Source organism: Pararhodobacter aggregans (assembly GCF_003075525.1).
GTDB classification, from domain to species: domain Bacteria; phylum Pseudomonadota; class Alphaproteobacteria; order Rhodobacterales; family Rhodobacteraceae; genus Pararhodobacter; species Pararhodobacter aggregans.
Window position 1 is genome coordinate 244,782 of record NZ_QDDR01000009.1, and the last position, 21,381, is coordinate 266,162.

A 21,381-nucleotide genomic window follows, 5' to 3' on the forward strand; every position below is an offset into this window, starting at 1 on the left:
TCCATGGAGGGAGGAAACGCAGGGCGGCCTCAGGCCCCCAGATGCATGGCCTCGATCAGGCGGCGGCCCTGCTGTTCGGTCAGCCGCTGATAGCGCAGCGGCGTGGCGCCGCGCAGGCGCGCGATTTGGCCCTCGGTCGTCGCCACCTCGGGCGCCGGGCATTGTGCCAGCAGCGTGCCGTTCACATAGACCACTTCGTCATTGTCGAATTCCAGCGCCACCACGGTCATTTCCCGCGCCGGGGGAACCCGGGTGATGCCGCGATAGCCGTCCAGCACCCCGACCGGCAGCATGAGGAAAGCGTCGCCGTAAAGCGCCTCGGCCGCGTCCGATTCGATCAGCACCGGCTGGTCGGGCAGCACCCGCAGGTCCGAGCGGTTGCCCATCACCCCGGCCGGGATCGCCAGCGGCCAGAGGCGCTGCGGCGCAGCCTCGGCGGCGGTATAGAGCGTGCTGATCCGCACGGCGCGCAGCGGGCGCATCCCGTGATCGAAGGTCACGATGCGGTCGCCGGGTTGCAGATCCTCGACCGGCTGCCAGCCGGTTTCGGTGGCGACCAGCGTGCCCGCGATCAGCCCCTGGGCGATACCCGCGGCATCGTGCTGGGCCTGCGCCGGGGCAAACCCGTCAACCGGGGTCGACGGCCAGAGATTGCCGCGATCCGCGAACGAAAACGGGACACACTTCCCAACACCTACCGAACCACCAATCAGAGAATGCAACATTGTCGGTCCCTCCATCGGACGCGTTTTGCGTTTCGATGGGACCATATGGCGGGGCGCCCGTGGCGAAGACGGGGACCAAAAAGGGAAAAATTGAGGTAATTGCTATTCACCCCCGACGCATCCCGCCACAATTGGCCGAAGCCTCAGCGGTTGCGCAGCGCGATCATCGCCCCGGCGCCGACGATCAGCCCCATGCCCAGCACCGCGATCAGGGTGATGGTCTGCCCCCAGAGGATCCAGCTCCATAGCGCCGAGATCGGCAGGATCACATATTCGAAGACCGAAACGCGGCTTGCATCGGCCAGCTGATAGGCCCGCACCATCAGGCTGACCGCCAGGGTCGAACCCAAGGCCTGCACGAAGGTCCAGAACAGCACCATGCCCGAGGGCATGACCCAGCCGCGCAGGATGAATCCCGCCGCCCCCTCGGGCACCGCGGGTTGCCAGAGGGCGAGGATCCCCATCCCCGCCAGCCCCGCCAGCCCCAGCGCCACGAAGAACCCCAGCGTCAGCGAGGCCGCGCTTTCGCCCTCGCACCATTCGCGGGTGGCGAGGTTGCCCAGCGCATAGAGCGCGCCTGCCACCACCGGGAACAGGCTGGCCCAGCCCAGCGGCGATTGCGAGCCGGGTTGCAGCACCAGCACCACGCCGACAAAGCCCAGCGCCACGGCGGCGATGCGGACCGGCCCCAGAGCATGGCCAAACAGGAAGCGCGAAAAGAGCAGCACGAAGATCGGCGCGGTGAAAAGCCCGGCCGCGGTCTGGGCCACGGTCAGGAAGGCGAGGCAACCGAAATAGACCAGCATCGCGGCCGCGTGGATCGCCGAGCGGGCGATCATCGGCCCCCAGCGCTTTGGCGCCAGTTGCAGCCCGAACAGCCGGGCGCCCAGCGCGAACAGCACCACGGCCATGGCGGTGCGCAGGGCGTGGAATTGCCAAAGCCCGACCTCCTCGGCCACGAGGCGCACGAAATTGTCGGTAAAGCCGATCAGCAGGGCATAGCCCAGCACCGCCAGCAGCGCCGCGCGCGTTCGATTGAGCGTGGTGGCAGACATGCCGTGGCCCCTTTCCGACGGCGCGAACTGCCGCCACAATGGCGAAGCAGAAGCGCAACACCTTGGCAAGGGGGAACTCCATGGGATGGCTGGCAGACGAATCGGGGCTTGGGAAATGCCGGGCGAATTATGTCCCGCTCACGCCGCTCTCGCATCTGGCGCGCGCCGCCGACCTTTTCGCCGGGCGCGAGGCGCTGGTCTATGGCAACCAGCGCTGGACCTATGCGGACTACCATGCGCGGGTGACGAAACTGGCCTCGGCGCTGGCGAAACTGGGGGTGAAGCCCGGCAATGTGGTGGCGACGCTGTTGCCCAACGTGCCCAGCCATGCCGAGGCGCATTTCGCCGTCCCGGCGGCGGGGGCGGTGCTGAACGCGATCAACACAAGGCTCGATCTGGATACGGTCGCCTATATCTTCGAACACGGCGGGGCCAAGGTGGCGCTGGTCGACAGCGCGCTGGTCGAACTGGCCGAGCGCGCCTGCATCATCATCGGCGGCGGGCCGAAGATCGTTGAAGTCCCGGACCCGCAGGCGGGCGTCGCCCCCAGCGGGCGGCACATGGTTTATGAGGATCTGGTCGCCTCGGGTGACGCCGATTTCGCCTGGATCATGCCCGAGGACGAATGGGAATCGCTGGCGCTGAACTATACCAGTGGCACCACCGGGCGGCCCAAGGGCGTGGTCTATCACCACCGGGGCGCCTATCTCGCCACCTTGTCCCAACCGATCAGCTGGCGCATGACGCTTTACCCGCGCTACCTGACCATCGTGCCGATGTTCCACTGCAACGCCTGGTGCCATCCCTGGATGATCCCGGCGCTGGGCGGTGCCATCATCTGCCTGCGCGACATCACCGCGAAAGGCGTCTATCAGGCCATCGCGGTCGAGGGCGCCACCCATTTCGGCGGCGCGCCGATCGTGCTGAACACAATCGTCGCCGCCAAACCCGAAGACCGCCTGCCCTTCGACCATGTGGTCGAGGTCTTCACCGCCGGCGCCCCGCCCCCCGCCGCGACGCTGGCCGCCATCGAGCCGCTGGGCTTCAACGTGACCCAGGTCTACGGCTTGACCGAGACCTATGGCCCGGCCACCGAATGCACCTGGCACGAGGGGTTCGAGGCGCTGCCCGCCGACCAGCGCGCGGCGGTCAAGGCACGGACCGGGGTGAAAATGCCCTTCATGGAGGAGATCACCGTGCTGGACGGGGCCATGCAGCCGGTGGCCCGCGACGGCGCCGCGCTGGGCGAGATCATGCACCGGGGCAACGGGGTGATGAAAGGCTATTTCCGCAACCCCGAGGCCACGCAGGAAGCCTTCAAGGGCGGCTATTTCCACTCGGGCGACATCGCCTTCATGCACGAGGATGGCTACATCAAGATCGCCGACCGCTCGAAGGACATCATCATCTCGGGCGGCGAGAACGTCAGTTCCGTCGAGGTGGAGGGCGCGCTGGCCCACCATCCGGCGGTCTCGCTCTGCGCGGTGGTGGCGAAACCGGACGACAAATGGGGCGAAGTGCCCTGCGCCTTCGTCGAGCTGAAGGAGGGGATGGCCACGACCGAGGCCGAGCTGATCGCCTTCTGCCGCGAGCGTCTGGCCGGGTTCAAGACGCCGAAGCGGGTGATCTTTCACGAGCTTCCCAAAACCTCGACCGGCAAGATCCAGAAGTTCGAACTGCGCGCGCTGGCCAAAACCCTGTGATCCGGGCGGGCCGGGCGCCGAATGAGCGCCCGGCACTGGCGCGGCGGGGCCTCCTCGGGTAGCATGGGCACCAAAGCCAAAGAACAAAAACCGGGCGGCAGTTGAGGCATGACGGCGCTTGATAAATACGCGCGGCTGGAAGGGTCGGGCGTCTGGCGGGCGGGCCCTGACGAACAGCGGCGCGATGTTGTCGTGTCGCTGGGCGATTCCAGCCTGATTATCGCCGATACCAAATCCGGCCAGGCGCTGAGCCATTGGTCGCTGCCCGCCGTGGTGCGGATGAACAAGGGCACGCGGCCCGCGGTCTATACCCCCCTCAGCGACGGCGACAGCGAGACGCTGGAACTGGACGACGCCCTGCTGATCGAGGCGCTGGAAACGATCCGCGCCGCGCTGAGCCCCAAGCCGCCGATGCGCTGGCTCAGGCTGGGTCTGGGCGCGGGCGTGGTGGCGCTGGCGCTGGCCGGGTTCCTCTGGCTGCCGGGCGTGCTGGTCGCCCGCACCGCCGCCATCGTCCCCGAGGCCGCGCGCGTGCAGATCGGCCGCGAGGCGCTGGACATGATCTTCGAAAGCGCCTCCAGCGAACGGGTCTGCGCCGATCCCGACGGGCGGCAATCGCTGGCCACGCTGCGCAACCGCGTGCTGGGCAGCGATTGGCGGGTGGTGGTGATGACCGGGATCCCCGGGCTGGAGGCGGCGCATCTGCCGGGCCAGCTGATCGTGCTGGGCGATGCGCTGGTCTCGCGGCTGGACAGTCCCGAGGCGCTGGCGGGCTACCTGCTGGCCGAGGCGCAGGCCCGCGCCGCCACCGATCCGCTGCTGGATCTGCTGTCGGCGGCGGGCACGCGGGCCACGCTGACCCTGCTGACCACCGGCACCCTGCCCGAGGACTCGCTGCGTGGCTACGCCATCCAGCGGCTGCAGCGCCCCGCCGCCCTGCCCCGCGCCACCGCCCTGGGCGAGGCGCTGGACCAGATCGGCGTCTCGCCCCTGCCCTATGCCATGTCCCTGCCCGAGGGCCGTCAGGCCCTGTCCCAGGCACTGGCCGACCGGCCCGCCCAGCCCCGTGCCGCCGAGCGCCTGCTGAGCGACGGCGAATGGCTGACGGTTCAGGCGATCTGCGCCCATTGATCCCGCCCAAGCCGCCCCGGACTTGACGCCGGCCCCGCCCTGCCTATATCGGCAAGGCGAGGACGACCTCCCCCTGACGGGCTTCTGGCCGGGACGACCCGGCAGCCGCATCGGAGGTTGCCATGCGTTCCCCCCTCGATCGTTTCCGCCACGCCGTCAGTTTCGAGCTGATCGCGCTCTTGCTCGTCGTGCCGCTGGGGGCCGCCGCCTTCGGCATGCCGATGCACGATATCGGCGTCGTGGGCGTGGTCAGCGCCACGCTGGCGACGCTGTGGAACCTGCTCTACAACTGGGTCTTCGACCTGACGCTCAGCCGGACGCGGGGCACCACCCTGAAGACCCTGCCGCTCAGGATCCTGCATGCGCTGCTGTTCGAGGGCGGGCTGCTGCTGGTGCTGCTGCCCTTCATAGCGTGGTATCTGGGCGTCACGCTCTGGCAGGCGCTGGTGATGGACCTGTCCTTCGCGCTGTTCTACCTGGTCTATGCCTTCGGCTTCAACTGGGGCTATGACCGGCTCTTTCCGCTGCCCGAATGGCAGCGGAAGGCCGAGGCCTGATCAGCGGATGAACGCGTCGCTGTAGCCCAGCGCGCGGGCATGGCGCAGGGCGGCGCTGACCTGCCCCGCATCGGCGAAGGGCCCGGCCAGGATCACCCGGTATTCGCTGCCGCCCGCCACCGCGCGGGCCATCGCCACCGGCATGCCGTTGGCCTGCAGATTGGCCGCCGCCGCGCTGGCGTTCGAGGCCGAGCCATAGACGCCCACCTGTACATATTGGCCGTTGGTCATCCGCCCGCCGCCGGTCTGCAGCCCGCCGCCAGCCTGCGGGCGGCTGTCAACCGCGGCGGAGGTGCCCATGGTCGAGACGGTCGGCTGCGGGCTTCGCGCCCGCGGCTCGGTCGCATTGGCGCCATGCATGAAGCCCGGCATGCCGGCGGTGACGCAGGGGTTGAGGCCGCAGAAGGCCCGGCCCAGCCCGTCGCGCCGACGCCCGGTGGCGTATCCCTGGCTGTCCGACAAGGTGACCTGTGGCGCGGCGGGCTCCGGCAGGACCGGCGCGCGCGGCGCGGCATAAGCGGTGGCGGGTGCCCGGCTGCGGCTGCGAGGCGGCGCCAGCACTTCGGCCTCGACCCCGCCCGAGGTCCGCACGCGGATGCCGCTGCCGACCTGCGCGGGCGGCGCGGACACGGTCACCGGCGGCGGCGCGGCGGGGGGCTGCACCGCGGTCTCGGCCACCTGCGTGGCGCCTGCGCCATTGGTCGGCATGAAGCCGCACATCGGCTGGCGGTCGTTGCCATAGCGCGGGACCCAGGTCACCGTGCCGTTGAACCCGGCGCGCACGAAGACGCAGCCGTTCGAATCGACATATTGCGAGTCGGAATAGCCCGCAGGCGGAACCTCGGCCGGAATGCGCGCGCTCTGCGCCCCGGCGGCGGTGGCGCAGACCAGGGCGGCCAGCGCCGCAGCCGAAAGCATCCTGATACCCATGGCGAACCCCCTGTTGCCCGCCGGAAGGATGCTACGCCGATTCGGCAGAGTAAAGGGTAAACGCCCCTTATTTAGTCCCGAACATCCGGTCGCCCGCATCCCCTAGTCCGGGGACGATATAGCCGTGATCGTTGAGATGGCTGTCCAGTGCCGCGGTGACGATGCGCACATCGGGATGCGCCTCGTGCATGCGCTGGACGCCCTCGGGCGCGGCCAGCAGGCACATGAAGAGGATGTTCTTCGCCCCCGCCTTTTTCAGCAGATCCACCGCCGCGGCCGAGGAATTGCCGGTGGCCAGCATCGGGTCCACGACGATGGTCCAGCGCTGGTCCAGATCCGGCGGCAGCTTGCAGTAATATTCAACGGGTTGCAGCGTCTCGGGGTCGCGGTAGAGGCCGACGAACCCGACCCGCGCCGCCGGGATCAGCTCCAGGATCCCGTCCAGCAAGCCATTGCCCGCCCGCAGGATCGACACCAGCGCCAGCTTGCGCCCCTCCAGCATCGGCGCGTCCATCGGGCAGAGCGGCGTGTCGATGGTGACCGTGGTCATCGGCAGGTCGCGCGTCACCTCATAGGCCAGCAGCATGGAGATCTCACGCAAGAGCTGCCGGAACTTGGAGGTGGACGTGTCCTTGTCGCGCATGATGCTGAGCTTGTGCTGCACCAGCGGATGGGTGACGACGGTCAACATTTCGGTCATGCGCGGCCCTCGATGATCTGGAGAATGCGGTCCTTGGTCGCCGCATCGCAGAAAGCGGCACGGGCGGCATCGGCGTTGATGGCGCGGAAATCCGCCTCTGTCCAGCTAAAGGCCTTGGCCAGCGCCTCGTATTCCTGAACCAGCGTGGTGCGGAAGAAGGGCGGATCGTCGGTCGACAGCGTGACGATCACCTCGCGCTCGCGCAGCTTGTCGACGGGATGCGCCGGAAAGCTCGGATAGACGCCGAGGAACACGTTTGAGCCCGGGCAGACCTCCAGCACCACGCGATCCTCGGCCAGCCGGTCGACCAGCGCCAGATCGTCGATGGCCTGCACGCCATGGCCGATGCGTTCGGGCTTGAGGTAATCGAGCGCATCCCGGACGGATTTCGCCCCGCCCCATTCGCCGGCATGCGCGGTCAGGCGGAGCCCCGCTTCGCGCGCGCAGTCGAAGGCCCAGGTGAAATCCTTCGGATGGTGCATCTTTTCATCCCCGGCGATGCCGAAGCCGGTCAGGAAATCGCCCTTCGTCTCGACCGCGCAGATCGCCGCGGGGCGGGATTTCTCGGGCCCGAAATGGCGGATGGCGGTGACGATGCCCTTCAGCGTGATGCCGAAATCGCGCTGGCCGATGGCCGCGGCCTCCTCGATCGCGTGCAGGTATTCGCGCCAGGCCGACACATCGCCGCCGCCGCAGAAATCGGGCGACAGGAAGGTCTCGGCATAGACCACCCCGTCCCGCGCCCGGTCCTCCAGCACCGCCAGACACAGGCGGTGGAAATCCTCGGGCGTCTGCAGGGTCGAGGTCGCGGCCTCGTAGACCTCCAGGAAATGCCAGAAGTCGCGATAGGCATAGCCGCCGTCCTCGGTGAAGATCTTCGAGATATCGAGGTTCTTCTCCTTGGCCAGCCCACGGATGAAGGCGGGCGGCGCCGCGCCTTCGAAATGCAGGTGCAGTTCCACCTTGGGCAGGGCGGGGTCGATCTTTTCGCTCACAGGAAGCTCCTTCCGGGCCCGGTTTCCCGAAGCCCAAGGTGGGTGGCGACCGAAGCCGCAACATCAGTAAAGGCGCAAAGCCCGATCTCGCCCGCGCCCGCGCCATGCACCAGCACCGGCACCCGTTCGCGGGTGTGGTCGGTGCCGGTCCAGGTCGGGTCGTTGCCGTGGTCGGCGGTGAAGAGGGCGATATCGCCGGGACGCAGCCGGGCCAGGAACTCCGCCGCCCTGGCATCGAAGCTCTCCAGCGCCCGGGCATAGCCCGAGACATCGCGGGGATGGCCATAGAGGCTGTCGAATTCCACGAGATTGACGAAGGTGAGCGAGCCCTCCTCGGCCTGATCCGCCAGCCGCAGCATATGCGCCACCAGATCGGCGTCCGACTTGCCCTTGTGCAGATGGGTGATGCCGCGGTGGCTGAAGATATCGCCGATCTTGCCCACGGCATGGACCACCCGCCCGTCGGCCTGCGCCCAGTCCATCAGCGTGGGCGAGGGCGGCTCGATGGCGAAATCGCGGCGGTTGCCGGTGCGTTTGAAGGCGCCCGGCTCGCCGACGAAGGGCCGGGCGATGACCCGGCCGACGCGGCGCGCGTGCAGGAGGGGCGCGAGGTCCTGACAGAGCCGGATCAGCCGCTCCAGACCGAAAGCCTCCTCATGCGCGGCGATCTGGAACACGCTGTCGGCCGAGGTGTAGCAGATCGGCCAGCCGGTCCTCAGATGCTCGGCGCCGAGCTGCTCCATGATCGCCAGCCCCGCGGCGTGGCAATTGCCCAGGATCCCCCCGGTCCCCGCCAGCCGGCAGACCTCGGCCACCAGCGCGTCGTCGAAGGCCGGTTCGGTCTTGGGGAAATAGGTCCAGTCCCAGGGCACCGGCACGCCCGCCAGTTCCCAATGGCCGGACGGCGTGTCCTTGCCCTTCGACACTTCGGTCGCGGCACCCCAGCGCCCCTGCGGCTTAGCCCCCAGCCCCGGCGCCTGCAGGCCCGAGGCCGCGGCAATCGCCCGGCCCAGCCCCAGCCCGTCCAGCACCGGCAGGCGCAAGGGGCCGCTGCGCCCCTCCTCGGCCCGGCCCGCAGCGCAGGCTTCGGCGATATGGCCCAACGTATTGGCGCCGGTATCGGGATGGCCGTTGTTGAAGAAGGCCGCCGCATCCGGCGCCCCGCCACAGCCAACGGAATCGAGGACCACGAGGAACGCGCGCGTCATGCCACCCGCTCCTGCACCAGAGCCACCGGCGCGGGCGCCTCGCCCAGACGATAGGCCTGTTGCAGCGTGGCGATGGCCGCTTCGGCCGCCGCTTCGCTGGCCGCATGGACCATGGCCAGCGGCGCGCCCGGGCCGACCGAGGCGCCGGGCTCGGCCAGCGCCGAGAAGCCGACGCGCGGATCGACCGCGTCGCCCCCCGCCAGCCGCCCGCCGCCCAGATGCACCACCGCCGTGCCGACGGCGCGGGTGTCGATGGCGGCGACGATGCCGGGGCCGGGCGCCGGAACCTCGCGGATCACCGGCGCCTCGGGCAGAAGGTTCGCGTAACGCTCGACGAAATCGGCGGGGCCGCCCTGCGCCGCGACCATCTGGCCGAACCGCTCGGCGGCGCTGCCGTCCTCGATGGCGGCGCGGATCTTCGCCGCGCCCGCCTCGGCGCTGGGGGCCAGTTTGGCGAGGAACAGCACCTCGCCCGAGAGCGCGCAGGTCAGGTCCAGCAGCCGGGCGGAAGGCGCCCGCAGGGTCAGCGTGTCCATCACCTCGGCCACCTCCAGCGCATTGCCGGCGGTCAGGGCCAGCGGGCGGTCCATGTCGGTGATAAGCGCCGAAGTCCGGCAGCCCGCCCCGTTCGCCGTATCGACCAGCGAGCGGGCCAGCGCCCGGGCCTGATCGACCCCGGGCAGGAACGCGCCCGAGCCCTGTTTCACGTCGAGGACCAGCACCTGCAAGCCCGCCGCCAGCTTCTTGGACAGGATCGAGGCGGTGATCAGGTCGAGGCTTTCCACCGTGCCGGTCACATCGCGGATGGCGTAAAGCCGCTTGTCGGCGGGGGCGATGCGGTTGGAGGCGCTGACGATGGCGCAGCGCGTCTCGCGCATCAGGGCCCGCAGCCGGGGCTCGGAGACGTCGACATTGTACCCCGGGATCGCTTCCAGCTTGTCGAGCGTACCGCCGGTATGCCCCAGCCCCCTGCCCGAGACCATCGGCACATAGGCGCCGCAGCAGGCCAGCGCCGGGGCCAGCAGCAGGCTGATCGAATCCCCCACCCCGCCCGTCGAATGCTTGTCGACCACCGGTCCGGGCAGATCCCAGGTCAGCACATCGCCCGAATCGCGCATGGCGCGGGTCAGGGCGACGCGGCAATCCTCGGGCACGCCCTTGAGCAGGACCGCCATGGCAAAGGCCCCGGCCTGGGCATCGGTGACCTTGCCGCTGGCCAGCCCGCGCGCGAACCAGGCCATCCCCTCGGGCGAGGCCCGCCCGTCGCGTACCGATTCGATGACCGCGCGGGAATCCATCAGGCCCGGTCCATGTGTTCGGGACCGAAGGCGCCGGGCAGCAGGTCGGTCATGGTCATGGTCATGGCCGACCCGTCGAGCGTGGCCATGGTGATCCGCGCCTCGGGCCCGGCGAATTCGCGGATCTTCTGGCGGCACCCCCCGCAGGGCGTGGTGGGCGTCTCGGAATCGGCGACAACGACGATCTCGGCGATGCGCGTGTCACCACCCGCGATCATCGCCGCGATGGCCCCGGCCTCGGCGCAGGTGCCCTCGGGATAGGCCACGTTCTCGACGTTGCAGCCGGGATAGATCACCCCCGACCCGGCCCGGATCGCGGCGCCGACCTTGAAGCGGGAATAGGGGACATAGGCCCTCTCACGGACGGCGAGAGCGGCTTCGAGCAGGTCCTGGGGAGGATTCATGGGGATTCCCGGCTAAGTTTGACCGTTTGATCCAGCTTTGCCCAGCCCGCCGGGCGATGCAACCCCTCGCTCGCGCCCCCGCCGCGGCCTCGGCGGAGAGGCGGGCGAGGGGGGGGGCCGGGCAGGCGCGGACCCTTGGCCGAGGCGCCCGTGTCACGCGGGCAAGGGCGTATTTGGGGCAGAATGAAAGGGCGGGCGCCGGGAAAGAGTCACTCCGGCAGGATTTCGGTGTCCGGCTTGCCGGGCAGCGTGACCTCCAGCAGTTCCAGATCCGGGGTCGGATCGGCGTAGCGGGTGGCGAGGCCCGGGGGAATCACGAAGGCATCGCCCTCGGCCAGGCGGAAGGGCTCCTTGCCCTCGCCCTCCAGCGTCAGGCCGCCCGCCATGACATAGGTGAACAGGATGTCGCCCCGGTGCCGCGTCCAGACGGTCGGGCCGCCATCGGGGCGTGCAACCATGACCGATGCAACCCCGCGCGTATTCTGGTCAATCGTGGTATCACGGGCCTGAAACCCGGGGAGGCGGAAGGGATGATAACGGCCCTCGGCGCCGATGTTATGGACGAAACGCTGGCCCTGCCACTCGCGGTCGGGGCGCTGCTGCGGCGTGGGCAGGGTCATCACGTGGTCGATTTCGGTGATATGGTCGGCCGGGACGCCAATCTCGATCACCTCGATCCCGTCCGAGGCCTCGCAGACCCGGTGGCGGATCTCGGGCGGCTGGATGAAGCAATCGCCGGCCTTGAGGCGGCGCATGCCGCCCTGATCCTCGTAAAGGACATCGACCCAGCCCTTGACGCAGAAGATCAGCTGAAAGCCGACGCGGTGGAAATGCACCATGTCCGGCACCGGCCCGCCGTCCGGAATGCGGATATGGCTGGCGATCATCGCGCCCCCCAGCCGCGAGGGCACCAGGTCGCGGTACTGCATCCCCGCGCGCCCCACCACCCAGGGCGCCTGATCCGCCAGGCGGCGGACGACGAAGGCATGGTCGGTTTCGGGCAGCACGAGCGGCGGGTTCAGATCGTCGATCTCGACCCGCGTGCCATTCGGCGCGGTCAGCACGCGCGGCCCGGCCAGCCGGGCGGCATCGTCGGTCAAGAGCCGCAGCGTGCCGGGGGCCTCGGGCGCGCCCTTCTCGATCCTCAGCCGCAGCCCATGGCCCGACAGCACGGCGACCGACGGGTCGTCGGCCGGATAGATCATGTCCAGCCGGAAGCCCAGCTCGCGGGTATAGAACGGCAGGTCGTTGCGCAATTCCTGCGTCGGCAGGCGGATCTCGGCCCGGGTTTCGGTCATGGCTCACCCCCTTGTCGCGGGCAGTCTGCGCAGCGCCGGGGCCGAAGTCCAGAGCGTGTTTACGCCACCAGCCGCAAGCGGACACTGGCGTTTTTCCGGAAATGGTTTAAGGCTGAACCAAATTTGAGGAGGTGCCGATGAGCGAGTCTCAGAAGGAACAGGCGAGGCAGGCGCTGCGGGCCGCGGCGCTGTTCTACCACGAATTCCCCAAGCCCGGGAAACTGGAGATCCGGGCGACCAAGCCGCTCGCCAACGGCCGCGACCTGAGCCTGGCCTATTCGCCGGGCGTGGCCGAGGCCTGCCTCGAGATCAAGGCCGACCCCTCGACCGCCGCGCGCTATACCAGCCGCGGCAATCTGGTCGCCGTCGTCTCGAACGGGACCGCCGTGCTGGGGCTGGGCAATATCGGCGCGCTGGCGTCAAAACCGGTGATGGAGGGCAAGGCGGTCCTCTTCAAGAAATTCGCCAATATCGACTGTTTCGACATCGAGCTGAACGAGCCCGACCCCTACAAGCTGGCCGATATCGTCTGCGCGCTGGAACCGACCTTCGGCGCCATCAACCTTGAGGACATCAAGGCGCCCGATTGCTTCATCGTTGAACGGATCTGCCGCGAGCGGATGGGGATCCCGGTGTTCCACGACGACCAGCACGGCACCGCCATCGTCGTGGGCGCCGCGGCGGTCAATGCGCTGAAACTCTCGAACCGCGAATTCGCCGATATCAAGGTCGTCTCGACCGGCGGCGGGGCGGCGGGGATCGCCTGCCTCAACATGCTGCTGAAACTCGGCGTCAAGCGCGAGAATGTCTGGCTGTGCGACATCCACGGGCTGGTCTACGAGGGCCGGACCGAGGACATGAACCCGGAAAAGGCCGCCTTCGCCCAGTCCAGCGACAAGCGGACCCTGGCCGAGGTGATCGAGGGCGCCGACCTGTTCCTGGGCCTCAGCGGCCCGGGGGTCCTGAACCCCGAGATGGTGGCGCAGATGGCCGCCGATCCGATCATCTTCGCGCTGGCCAACCCCACGCCCGAGATCATGCCGGACGAGGTGCACGCCGTGGCCCCGGGCGCGATCATGGCCACCGGACGGTCGGATTTCCCCAACCAGGTCAACAACGTCCTGTGCTTCCCCTTCATCTTCCGCGGCGCGCTGGATGTCGGCGCCACGACCATCAACGACGAGATGGAAGTGGCCTGCGTCGAGGGGATCGCGAAACTCGCCCGCGCCACGACCTCGGCCGAGACGGCGGCGGCCTATCAGGGCGAGACGCTGACCTTCGGGCGCGACTACCTGATCCCCAAGCCCTTTGACCCGCGGCTGATCGGCGTCGTCGCCTCCTCCGTGGCGAAGGCGGCGATGGAGACGGGCGTCGCCACCCGGCCGATCGAGGATCTCGCGGCCTACAAGAACAGCCTCGACCATTCGGTGTTCCGCTCGGCGCTGCTGATGCGGCCGGTGTTCCAGGCCGCCCGCGCCGCCTCGCGCCGGCTGGTCTTTGCCGAGGGCGAGGATGAGCGCGTGCTGCGCGCGGCCCAGGCCGTGTTGCAGGAAACCACCGAGGTGCCGATCCTGATCGGCCGCCCCGAGGTGATCGAGCGGCGGCTGGAGCGTTACGGGTTGCCGATCAAGCCGGGCCGCGATTTCGAGGTGGTGAACCCGGAAAACGACCCCCGCTACCGCGATTACTGGGAGACGTACCACGGGCTGATGGCCCGGCGCGGCGTCACCCCGGATACGGCACGCGCCATCCTGCGCACCAATACCACCGCCATCGGCGCGATCATGGTGCACCGGGGCGAGGCCGACAGCCTGATCTGCGGCGCCTTCGGGCAATTCTCGTGGCATCTGAACTACGTCCGGCAGGTGCTGGCCCGTGACGGGCTGCGCCCGGTCGGCGCGCTGAGCCTGATGATCCTGCCCGAGGCCGGGCCGCTGTTCATCGCCGACACCCAGGTGAACCCCGAACCGACCCCGCAGCAGGTCGCCGACAACGTGATCGGCGCCGCCCGCCATGCGCGGCGCTTTGGCGTGGTGCCGAAAGTGGCGCTGTGTTCGCATTCGCAATTCGGCACGATGGACACCACCTCGGGCCGCAGGATGCGGGACGCGCTGGAGATCCTCGACCAGATGGGCCTCGACTTCGAATACGAGGGCGAGATGCATGTGGATTCGGCGCTGGACCCGGCGGTGCGCGAGCGGATCATGCCGCAATCGCGGATGGAGGGGGCGGCCAACGTGCTGGTCTTCGCCAATACCGACGCGGCAAGCGCCGTGCGCAACATCCTCAAGACCCGCGCGCAGGGGCTGGAGGTCGGGCCGATCCTGATGGGCATGGGCAACCGGGCGCATATCGTCACCCCCTCGATCACCGCCCGCGGCCTGTTGAACGTGGCGGCCATCGCCGGGACCCCGGTGTCGCATTACGGCTGAGTCGAGGCCGCGACAGCTGCAAAGACAGAGGAGAGGCCGGTTTGCAAACCTGCCTCTCCTCTTGGCTTTCAGGGCCGATCTCGGCCAGATTTGCAAAGGTTTGCTGCGACATTCGGTCCTGTTCTGCAAATTTCTGCACCTGCATCCTTGCTGACATTCGGTAACAGAGTTGCGTGACGCGCTGCGAGAGGCGTAATTCAGGCGCAGGATGAGGAGGATGTTTTCATGAGCTACGCAGACGTGTATCGCCGCTCGATCACCGACCCGGAAGGGTTCTGGATGGAACAGGCGCAGGCGATCGACTGGGTGTCGGCCCCGTCGCGCGCGCTCTTCGCCGAGAATGCCCCCCTCTACGAATGGTACAAGGACGCGCAGGTCAACACCTGCTGGAACGCGGTCGACCGCCATGTCGAGGCCGGGCGCGGCGAACAGCTGGCGATCATCCACGACAGCCCGATCACCCATTCCACCAAGGGCATCACCTATCGCGAGCTGCGCGACCGGGTGGCCAGCCTCGCCGGGGCGCTCCGGGCCAAGGGCGTGGAAAAGGGGGACCGCGTCATCATCTACATGCCGATGATCCCCGAGGCGCTGGAGGCGATGCTGGCCTGCGCCCGTCTCGGCGCCATCCATTCGGTCGTGTTCGGCGGCTTTGCCGCGCATGAGCTGGCGGTGCGCATCGACGACGCCAAGCCCAAGGCGATCATCGCCGCCTCCTGCGGCCTCGAACCCGGCCGCGTGGTGCATTACAAGCCGCTGCTGGATGCCGCCATCGACGGCGCAAAGCACAAACCCGCCTTCACGGTGATCTTCCAGCGCGAACAGGAAGTGGCCAAGCTGATCGAGGGCCGGGACGTCGCCTGGCACACCTTCCAGTATGGGGTCGAGCCCGCCGAATGCGTCCCGGTCTCGGGCGATCACCCGGCCTATGTGCTCTATACCTCGGGCACCACCGGCCAGCCCAAGGGCGTGATCCGGCCGACCGCCGGGCATCTGGTGGCGCTGAACTGGACCATGACCAACCTCTACAAGATCGAGGCGGGCGACGTGTTCTGGGCCGCCTCGGACGTGGGCTGGGTCGTGGGGCATTCCTATATCTGCTACGGGCCGCTGATTGCCGGGGCCACCACCATCGTCTTCGAGGGCAAACCCGTCGGCACCCCCGATGCCGGGACCTTCTGGCGGGTGATCCAGAACCACAAGGTGAAGAGCTTCTTCACCGCGCCGACCGCGCTGCGCGCGATCAAGCGCGAGGATCCCTCGGGCAGTTTCATCAAGGAATACAACCTGAAGAACCTGCAGGCGCTGTTCCTCGCCGGCGAACGGGCCGATCCCGCCACCATCGAATGGGCGCAGCAGCATCTGGGCGTGCCGGTCATCGACCATTGGTGGCAGACCGAGACCGGCTGGGCCATCGCCGGCAACCCCATGGGGATCGAGCTGCTGCCGGTCAAGGTGGGCTCGCCCACCGTCGCCATGCCGGGCTATGACGTGCAGGTGCTGGACGAGGGCGGTCACCCGCTGCCCGCCGGTCAGCTGGGCGCCATCGCCATCAAGCTGCCCCTGCCCCCCGGCACGCTGCCGACCCTGTGGAACGCCGAAGAGCGGTTCCGCAAATCCTATCTCAACACCTTTCCGGGATATTACGAAACGGGCGACGCGGGCTATATCGACGACAACGGCTATGTCTACATCATGGCCCGCACCGATGACGTCATCAACGTCGCCGGGCACCGGCTGTCGACCGGCGCCATGGAAGAGGTGCTGGCCTCGCATCCCGATGTCGGCGAATGCGCGGTGATCGGCGTCGCGGACGAGCTGAAGGGCCAGCTGCCGATGGGCTTCCTGTGCCTCAACAAGGGTATCAACCGCCCCCATGCCGAGGTCGTCAAGGAATGCGTCGGGCTGGTGCGCGACCAGATCGGTCCGGTGGCGGCCTTCAAGCTGGCCTGCGTCGTCGACCGGCTGCCCAAAACCCGCTCGGGAAAGATTCTGCGGGCCACGATGGTCAAGATTGCCGATGGCGAGGCCTTCAAGATGCCGGCGACGATCGACGATCCGGCCATTCTGGAGGAAATTCGCACGGCACTCCAAACACTGGGATATGCCCGTAGCTGAAGCAAAATTTCACGTGTTCACGACGCCCCGCCGCACCGCCGACGGGGCGTCTTGCATCCGTTGGTGGATTTCATCCCTTGATTGTGTCCCCGTTCCGCCGCAATCTAAGGCGTGTATCGGTAAAAAGAGTAATAACAAACGACTATGGAAGACTGCTTTCTCATGGGCTCGCCAGACACCATGCCGCCGGCCCTTGACAGGGCTGTGTTAGAAGCCCTCTTCGCCATGGGTGATGAAACGTTGCGTGCCGCCCTCGGCGCGCAGCTCGAGGCGGATTTCGCGCGGTTGCGGGCCGTCTTGGAGGACGGCACGCCTTACGAGGTCGGCCGTGCCGCGCACGAACTCAAGGGCCTGGCCGCGACCGTCGGTGCCGCGCGCCTGGCAGATATGGCGCGCAGCGTCGATGCGGTGGCCCAGGGTCTTTCCACCGTCGCGCTGGCCGCGGTGACAGCGCCGCTCAAGGCCGAAATCTCGGCGGTGCTGATCTCTCTGGCTGAGGTTGTCGCGGACACGCCTCGCCCATGACCTTGAAACCAGATTCCGAAACGATCCTCCTGGTCGAGGATACGCCCTCGCTGCAAATGATCTACCGGGCGGCGCTGATGCGGGCGGGCTATGCCGTCGAATGCTGCGGCACCGCGGCCGAGGGCATGGCCGCCTTCCACCGGCTCAATTCGCAGATCGTGCTGCTGGACCTGATGCTGCCCGACCGCACCGGGCTCGAGGTGATGGAAGACATCCTGCGCGAGGCGCCGCAGACCTGCGTCATCGTCATCACCGCCAATGGCTCGATCAACAAGGCGGTCGAGATGATGCGCGCGGGCGCGCATGAATTCCTGGTCAAACCCTTCGACGACCAGCGCCTGCTGGCCGCGATCGAGAACGCGCGCAAGGCGCTGCGCCACCGGCCGCAGGCGCCGCGCGATGTCTCGGCGGTGCCGGTGCTGGCGCCCTTCATCGGCCATTCGCCGACCATGCTGGAGGTGTACGACAAGATCCGCTCCGTCGCGCGCTCGATGGCGACGGTGTTCATCACCGGCGAAAGCGGCACCGGCAAGGAACTCTGCGCCGAGGCGGTGCACCAGACCTCGGCCCGGGCGGGCGGTCCCTTCGTGGCGCTGAACTGCGGCGCGATCCCGGTGGACCTGCTGGAATCCGAGGTCTTCGGCCATCTGCGCGGCAGCTTCACCGGCGCCATCAACGACAAGATCGGCGCGGCGGCGGCAGCGGACGGGGGCACGCTGTTCCTCGATGAAATCTGCGAGATGGACCTGAACCTGCAGACCAAGCTCCTGCGGTTCCTGCAGACCTCGACCATCACGCCGGTCGGCGCGACCAAGCCCCGCAAGGTCAATGTGCGGATCATCTGCGCCACCAACCGCAACCCGCTGGAAGAGGTCCGCCGCGGCCGCTTCCGCGAGGATCTCTATTACCGCCTGCACGTCGTGCCGGTCCATCTGCCACCGCTGCGCGACCGCGGCGAGGATGTGATCGAGATTTCCGAGCGGCTGATCGTGCAGATGGCGCGCGAGGAGGGGCATGTCTTCACCTCGCTGGCGCCGCGGGTGAAGGACCTGTTCCGCTCGCTGCCCTGGCCGGGCAACGTGCGCCAGCTGATCAACGTCCTGCGCAACGTTGTCGTGCTGAACGAGGGGCCACAGGTCACGGTCGAGATGCTGCCGCCCGATCTGCTGGCCGACCGACCGACCCCGGCCCCGGCACCCGAGGAACGGCCTCAGGTGACGATGTTGGATCTGAGCGGCCGCACGCTGGCCCAGATCGAGCGGATCGTCATCGAGGATGCGCTGGCCCGCCATGGCGATTCGGTGCCGAAGGCGGCGCGCGAACTGGACGTCTCGGCCTCGACCCTCTATCGCAAGCGGGAAGCGTGGGAAAAGGCCGACCGCAAGAAATGACCCCTGCCAGCCGTTCGATCCTGATTACCGGTGCCTCGTCCGGGATCGGCTATCATTGCGCGCAGGCGCTGCGCGCGCGCGGCTGGCGGGTCTTTGCCTCGTGCCGGTCGGAAGAGGATTGCGCCCGCCTCCGCGCTGAAGGGTTCGAGAGCCCGCGCCTCGATTACGCCGATCCCGCCAGTATCGAGTCCGGGCTGGCCGAGGTTCTGACTGCCACCGGCGGCACGCTGGACGCGCTTTACAACAATGGGGCGCACGCCTGCCCCGGCGCGGTCGAGGATCTGCCGACCGAGGCCCTGCGCGAGATTTTCGAGGTCAATGTCTTCGGCTGGCATGAACTCACGCGCCGGGTGATCCCGGTGATGCGGGCGCAGGGCCACGGGCGGATCGTCAATTGTTCCAGCGTGCTGGGCTTCGTCCCCTACCGCTGGCGCGGCGCTTACGGCGCCAGCAAATTCGCGCTGGAGGGGCTGACGCGCATTCTGGCGCTGGAGATGTCGGACACGCCGATCAAGGTGGTGCTGATCCAGCCCGGCCCCGTCACCTCGAAGATCCGGGTCAATTCGATCCCGCATTTCGAGCGCTGGGTCGACTGGCGCGCCAGCCCGCGCCGCGCGCAATACGAAGGCGACCTTCTGCGCCGCCTCTACCAGCCCGGCCCCAAGGACCGCTGGGAACTGGGCCCCGAGGCGGTGGCCAAGGCGCTCATCACCGCCCTTGACCATCCCTCGCCCCGCCCCAGCTACAAGGTGACGACGCCCACCAGGGTGATGGGCGTCGTCATGCGTCTGTTCCCTGAACGCTGGGTCGCGCGCTTTCTTGCGCGGCAATAGGGCGCGGCGCTTTGCCTGCTGCCTTTGTCCGCGCGCTGCGCTAAACGAAAGGCTGACGGCACCCAGACCCCGGAGGGCCCCATGCTGCTGACCGACCCCCTGTTCATCACCGCCGCGATCGCCTCGCTGATCGTGCTGGCCATCCTGATGTTCGGCATCGGGAGCTTCGCCAAGGGCGGCGAGTTCAACAAGCGCAACGCCAACAAGATCATGCGCTGGCGGCTCGGCGCGCAATTCGTCGCCGTGGTGCTGATCGTCACCTATGCCTGGCTGCGGTCGAGGGGCTGACAGATGGTTGTGCTGAACAAGATCTACACCCGCACCGGCGACAAGGGCGATACCGCGCTGGGTAACGGCTTTCGCGTGCCGAAAGACGACCTGCGGGTCGAGGCTTACGGCACCGTGGACGAGACGAATGCCACCGTCGGCATGGCCCGGCTCCATGCCGGGGGCGAGATGGATGCGGCCCTGATGCGCATCCAGAACGACCTCTTCGATTTGGGCGCGGACCTGTGCCGCCCCGATCTGGCGGGCGATGCGACGGCCGAATACCCCCCGCTCAGGATCATCGACGCGCAGGTCGACCGGCTGGAAGCCGAGATCGACGCGATGAACGCGGCGCTTGCGCCGCTGCGCAGCTTCGTCCTGCCGGGCGGCTCGGCGCTGGCCGCGCATCTGCACCTGTGCCGGACCGTGAGCCGCCGGGCCGAGCGGCTGGCCGTGGCGCTGGCGCGCGAAGGCGACACCAACCCCGCGGCGGTGAAATACCTCAACCGGCTGTCCGACTGGTTCTTCGTCGCCTCGCGCGCGGCCAACGGCAACGGCGCGGGCGATGTGCTCTGGGTGCCGGGCAAGAACCGCTAACCGCGGGGCCCGGCGGGCAGACGCATCGCCGCCACCGAATTCTCCCACAGCACATAGCCGCATTCGGCCATCTCGCGGCTCATCGGATCCCTGAGCCGCAGCGCCGCGCGGAACATCAGATCCCCCAGCCGCGGGTTCATCACCGCCAGGTTCATCCGCTCGGCCATCGCTCGGGGCATGATCCGCGTGGCGGTGCGGAAATCCTCCCAACTGCGACCGGCGCGGGCGTCGGGGGCGCAGGCGCGCCCGGCCAGAACCTGCGCCCAGAACGACAGCTGCGCCCTGAGCGGCTGATCCTCGACCCAGGCCATCAGCGCCGGCAGGCCCCGGCCGAAAGTGCCGAGGTATTCGAGCGTGTCGAGCAGCCGGGCCGACCCCGTCGCCAGCGCCTCGTCCACCAGCGCCATCAAGGCGCGGTCGAGCGCCCGGCGCGCCGGTTCCGGCAGCGCCCCCGGCAGGCCGCAGGCCAGCAACCGCCGGGTCCAGGCGGCGGGCTCGACGAACCACCAGTCGCGGCGCAGCGCCGACAGGCCCGGCCCCGCCTGCAGCATCTCGGCCGCCAGCGCCTCAAGCACCTTGACCAGCATGGCAAATCCCTCGGCCGCGTGATCCTGGGCGCGATCCGTGGACAGAGGACCGATCGGCCGCCCGTCGGCGTGATGCGCGGCCGCCGCGGCGAACCAGTGGCTCACCGCCTCGGGCGGGATGGCGGCAAGCGGCCGTGTCTCCAGGCAGAGCAGAACCTCGGGCGGCAGGCATTGGTCACAGGTGCAGATCAGCGCCAGCGGACCGAGGCGGTCGGGGGCGAAGCCCTGCAGCACCCGCAGGGCGTGGTCGAGGTCGCTTTCGGTCAGGGTCGCCATCGGAAGTCCCTTTCGGCTTGCGTTGCCATGGGTCGCCCCGGCCCCGCACCCGGTTCAACCGCGCCCGCTCACGATGCCGCTAACAGCAGGCCGACGCGGCGTCCCTCGGCGGTCGAGGGTCGTTTTTCCCCTGTTTTCCGCGCCGCAGAGAGGCTAGGAAACGGGGCAGCAGCCATGCGCCCGTCGGCCCCGGCCGGACGGACCACGAGAAAGGGAGAGGACGCCCATGAAAATCCTGGTGCCCGTGAAGCGGGTTATCGACTACAACGTGAAGGTTCGCGTGAAGGCGGACGGGTCTGGTGTTGACCTTGCGAACGTGAAGATGTCGATGAACCCCTTCGACGAGATCGC

20 protein-coding genes and 1 pseudogene are annotated in these 21,381 nt (G+C 68.4%); 11 read left to right on the forward strand and 10 right to left on the reverse strand.

What is annotated here, in order from left to right; all coding sequences use genetic code 11:
* Nucleotides 1-29 precede the first annotated feature (29 nt).
* A complete protein-coding gene (locus DDE23_RS17440) occupies nucleotides 30-725 on the reverse strand; it encodes a Hint domain-containing protein (RefSeq protein ID WP_157958061.1) in 696 nt (231 codons plus the stop codon).
* A 143-nt stretch (nucleotides 726-868) separates the two neighbouring features.
* Nucleotides 869-1,780, reverse strand: a complete 912-nt coding sequence (locus DDE23_RS17445) for a DMT family transporter (protein WP_107753443.1) — start codon at nucleotides 1,778-1,780, stop codon at nucleotides 869-871.
* Nucleotides 1,781-1,860: 80 nt separating this feature from the next.
* Here DDE23_RS17445 and DDE23_RS17450 point away from each other — a divergent pair, with 80 nt between their 5' ends.
* The 3 genes from DDE23_RS17450 (at nucleotide 1,861) to DDE23_RS17460 (ending at nucleotide 5,171) form a co-directional block, all read left to right on the forward strand.
* Nucleotides 1,861-3,483 carry an AMP-binding protein gene (locus DDE23_RS17450; RefSeq protein ID WP_107753445.1) on the forward strand — a complete coding sequence of 541 codons (1,623 nt, stop codon included), beginning with the start codon at nucleotides 1,861-1,863 and terminating at the stop codon, nucleotides 3,481-3,483.
* 108 nt (nucleotides 3,484-3,591) lie between these two features.
* Nucleotides 3,592-4,614: a hypothetical protein gene (locus DDE23_RS17455; protein ID WP_107753447.1), complete on the forward strand. Its 1,023-nt coding sequence runs from the start codon at nucleotides 3,592-3,594 to the stop codon at nucleotides 4,612-4,614.
* Between the two features lie 122 nt (nucleotides 4,615-4,736).
* The gene (locus DDE23_RS17460; protein ID WP_107753449.1) at nucleotides 4,737-5,171 is read left to right on the forward strand and encodes a PACE efflux transporter; all 435 of its coding nucleotides are present in this window, start codon (nucleotides 4,737-4,739) and stop codon (nucleotides 5,169-5,171) included.
* Here the strand turns inward: DDE23_RS17460 and DDE23_RS17465 are convergent, their stop codons facing one another.
* The 7 genes from DDE23_RS17465 to DDE23_RS17495 all read right to left on the reverse strand — a co-directional run bounded on the left by DDE23_RS17465 (nucleotide 5,172) and on the right by DDE23_RS17495 (nucleotide 12,004).
* Nucleotides 5,172-6,101 carry an SPOR domain-containing protein gene (locus tag DDE23_RS17465; protein ID WP_107753451.1) on the reverse strand — a complete coding sequence of 310 codons (930 nt, stop codon included), beginning with the start codon at nucleotides 6,099-6,101 and terminating at the stop codon, nucleotides 5,172-5,174.
* A 67-nt stretch (nucleotides 6,102-6,168) separates the two neighbouring features.
* Nucleotides 6,169-6,801: a uracil phosphoribosyltransferase gene (gene upp / locus DDE23_RS17470; protein ID WP_107753453.1), complete on the reverse strand. Its 633-nt coding sequence runs from the start codon at nucleotides 6,799-6,801 to the stop codon at nucleotides 6,169-6,171.
* On the reverse strand, nucleotides 6,798-7,796 hold the full coding sequence (locus DDE23_RS17475) for an adenosine deaminase (RefSeq protein ID WP_107753455.1): 999 nt from the start codon (nucleotides 7,794-7,796) through the stop codon (nucleotides 6,798-6,800). Before DDE23_RS17475 ends, upp begins: the two co-directional genes overlap by 4 nt.
* A complete protein-coding gene (locus DDE23_RS17480) occupies nucleotides 7,793-9,004 on the reverse strand; it encodes a phosphopentomutase (protein ID WP_107753457.1) in 1,212 nt (403 codons plus the stop codon). The genes DDE23_RS17475 and DDE23_RS17480 overlap by 4 nt, the downstream gene beginning before the upstream one ends.
* The gene (locus tag DDE23_RS17485) at nucleotides 9,001-10,302 is read right to left on the reverse strand and encodes a thymidine phosphorylase (protein ID WP_107753459.1); all 1,302 of its coding nucleotides are present in this window, start codon (nucleotides 10,300-10,302) and stop codon (nucleotides 9,001-9,003) included. The genes DDE23_RS17480 and DDE23_RS17485 overlap by 4 nt, the downstream gene beginning before the upstream one ends.
* On the reverse strand, nucleotides 10,302-10,706 hold the full coding sequence (locus DDE23_RS17490) for a cytidine deaminase (protein WP_107753461.1): 405 nt from the start codon (nucleotides 10,704-10,706) through the stop codon (nucleotides 10,302-10,304). Before DDE23_RS17490 ends, DDE23_RS17485 begins: the two co-directional genes overlap by 1 nt.
* A 209-nt stretch (nucleotides 10,707-10,915) precedes the next feature.
* On the reverse strand, nucleotides 10,916-12,004 hold the full coding sequence (locus tag DDE23_RS17495; protein ID WP_107753462.1) for a cupin domain-containing protein: 1,089 nt from the start codon (nucleotides 12,002-12,004) through the stop codon (nucleotides 10,916-10,918).
* Between the two features lie 137 nt (nucleotides 12,005-12,141).
* On the opposite strand from DDE23_RS17495, the gene DDE23_RS17500 reads away from it, so the two are divergent.
* The 7 genes from DDE23_RS17500 (at nucleotide 12,142) to DDE23_RS17530 (ending at nucleotide 20,167) form a co-directional block, all read left to right on the forward strand.
* A complete protein-coding gene (locus tag DDE23_RS17500; RefSeq protein ID WP_107753464.1) occupies nucleotides 12,142-14,436 on the forward strand; it encodes an NADP-dependent malic enzyme in 2,295 nt (764 codons plus the stop codon).
* 225 nt (nucleotides 14,437-14,661) lie between these two features.
* Nucleotides 14,662-16,554, forward strand: coding sequence for a propionate-CoA ligase PrpE (gene prpE / locus DDE23_RS17505; RefSeq protein WP_107753466.1), 1,893 nt, complete (start codon nucleotides 14,662-14,664; stop codon nucleotides 16,552-16,554).
* Nucleotides 16,555-16,779: 225 nt separating this feature from the next.
* Nucleotides 16,780-17,079 (forward strand): Hpt domain-containing protein, encoded by a 300-nt coding sequence (locus DDE23_RS17510; protein ID WP_157958062.1) that lies wholly within the window; start codon nucleotides 16,780-16,782, stop codon nucleotides 17,077-17,079.
* On the forward strand, nucleotides 17,076-18,470 hold the full coding sequence (locus tag DDE23_RS17515; protein ID WP_107753470.1) for a sigma-54-dependent transcriptional regulator: 1,395 nt from the start codon (nucleotides 17,076-17,078) through the stop codon (nucleotides 18,468-18,470). Before DDE23_RS17510 ends, DDE23_RS17515 begins: the two co-directional genes overlap by 4 nt.
* Entirely contained in the window at nucleotides 18,467-19,303 is an 837-nt protein-coding gene (locus tag DDE23_RS17520; protein ID WP_107753472.1) for an SDR family NAD(P)-dependent oxidoreductase, read from the forward strand. The genes DDE23_RS17515 and DDE23_RS17520 overlap by 4 nt, the downstream gene beginning before the upstream one ends.
* Before the next feature lie 84 nt (nucleotides 19,304-19,387).
* Entirely contained in the window at nucleotides 19,388-19,591 is a 204-nt protein-coding gene (locus DDE23_RS17525) for a twin transmembrane helix small protein (RefSeq protein ID WP_107753500.1), read from the forward strand.
* A gap of 3 nt (nucleotides 19,592-19,594) precedes the next feature.
* Complete coding sequence (locus tag DDE23_RS17530; protein ID WP_107753474.1) at nucleotides 19,595-20,167, forward strand: cob(I)yrinic acid a,c-diamide adenosyltransferase; 573 nt, start codon at nucleotides 19,595-19,597, stop codon at nucleotides 20,165-20,167.
* Here the strand turns inward: DDE23_RS17530 and DDE23_RS17535 are convergent.
* The gene (locus tag DDE23_RS17535; protein ID WP_107753476.1) at nucleotides 20,164-21,030 is read right to left on the reverse strand and encodes a hypothetical protein; all 867 of its coding nucleotides are present in this window, start codon (nucleotides 21,028-21,030) and stop codon (nucleotides 20,164-20,166) included. The two genes, DDE23_RS17530 and DDE23_RS17535, sit on opposite strands and share 4 nt — an antisense overlap.
* Before the next feature lie 226 nt (nucleotides 21,031-21,256).
* Here DDE23_RS17535 and DDE23_RS17540 point away from each other — a divergent pair.
* A pseudogene (locus DDE23_RS17540) lies at nucleotides 21,257-21,381 on the forward strand (electron transfer flavoprotein subunit beta/FixA family protein); the annotation flags it as partial.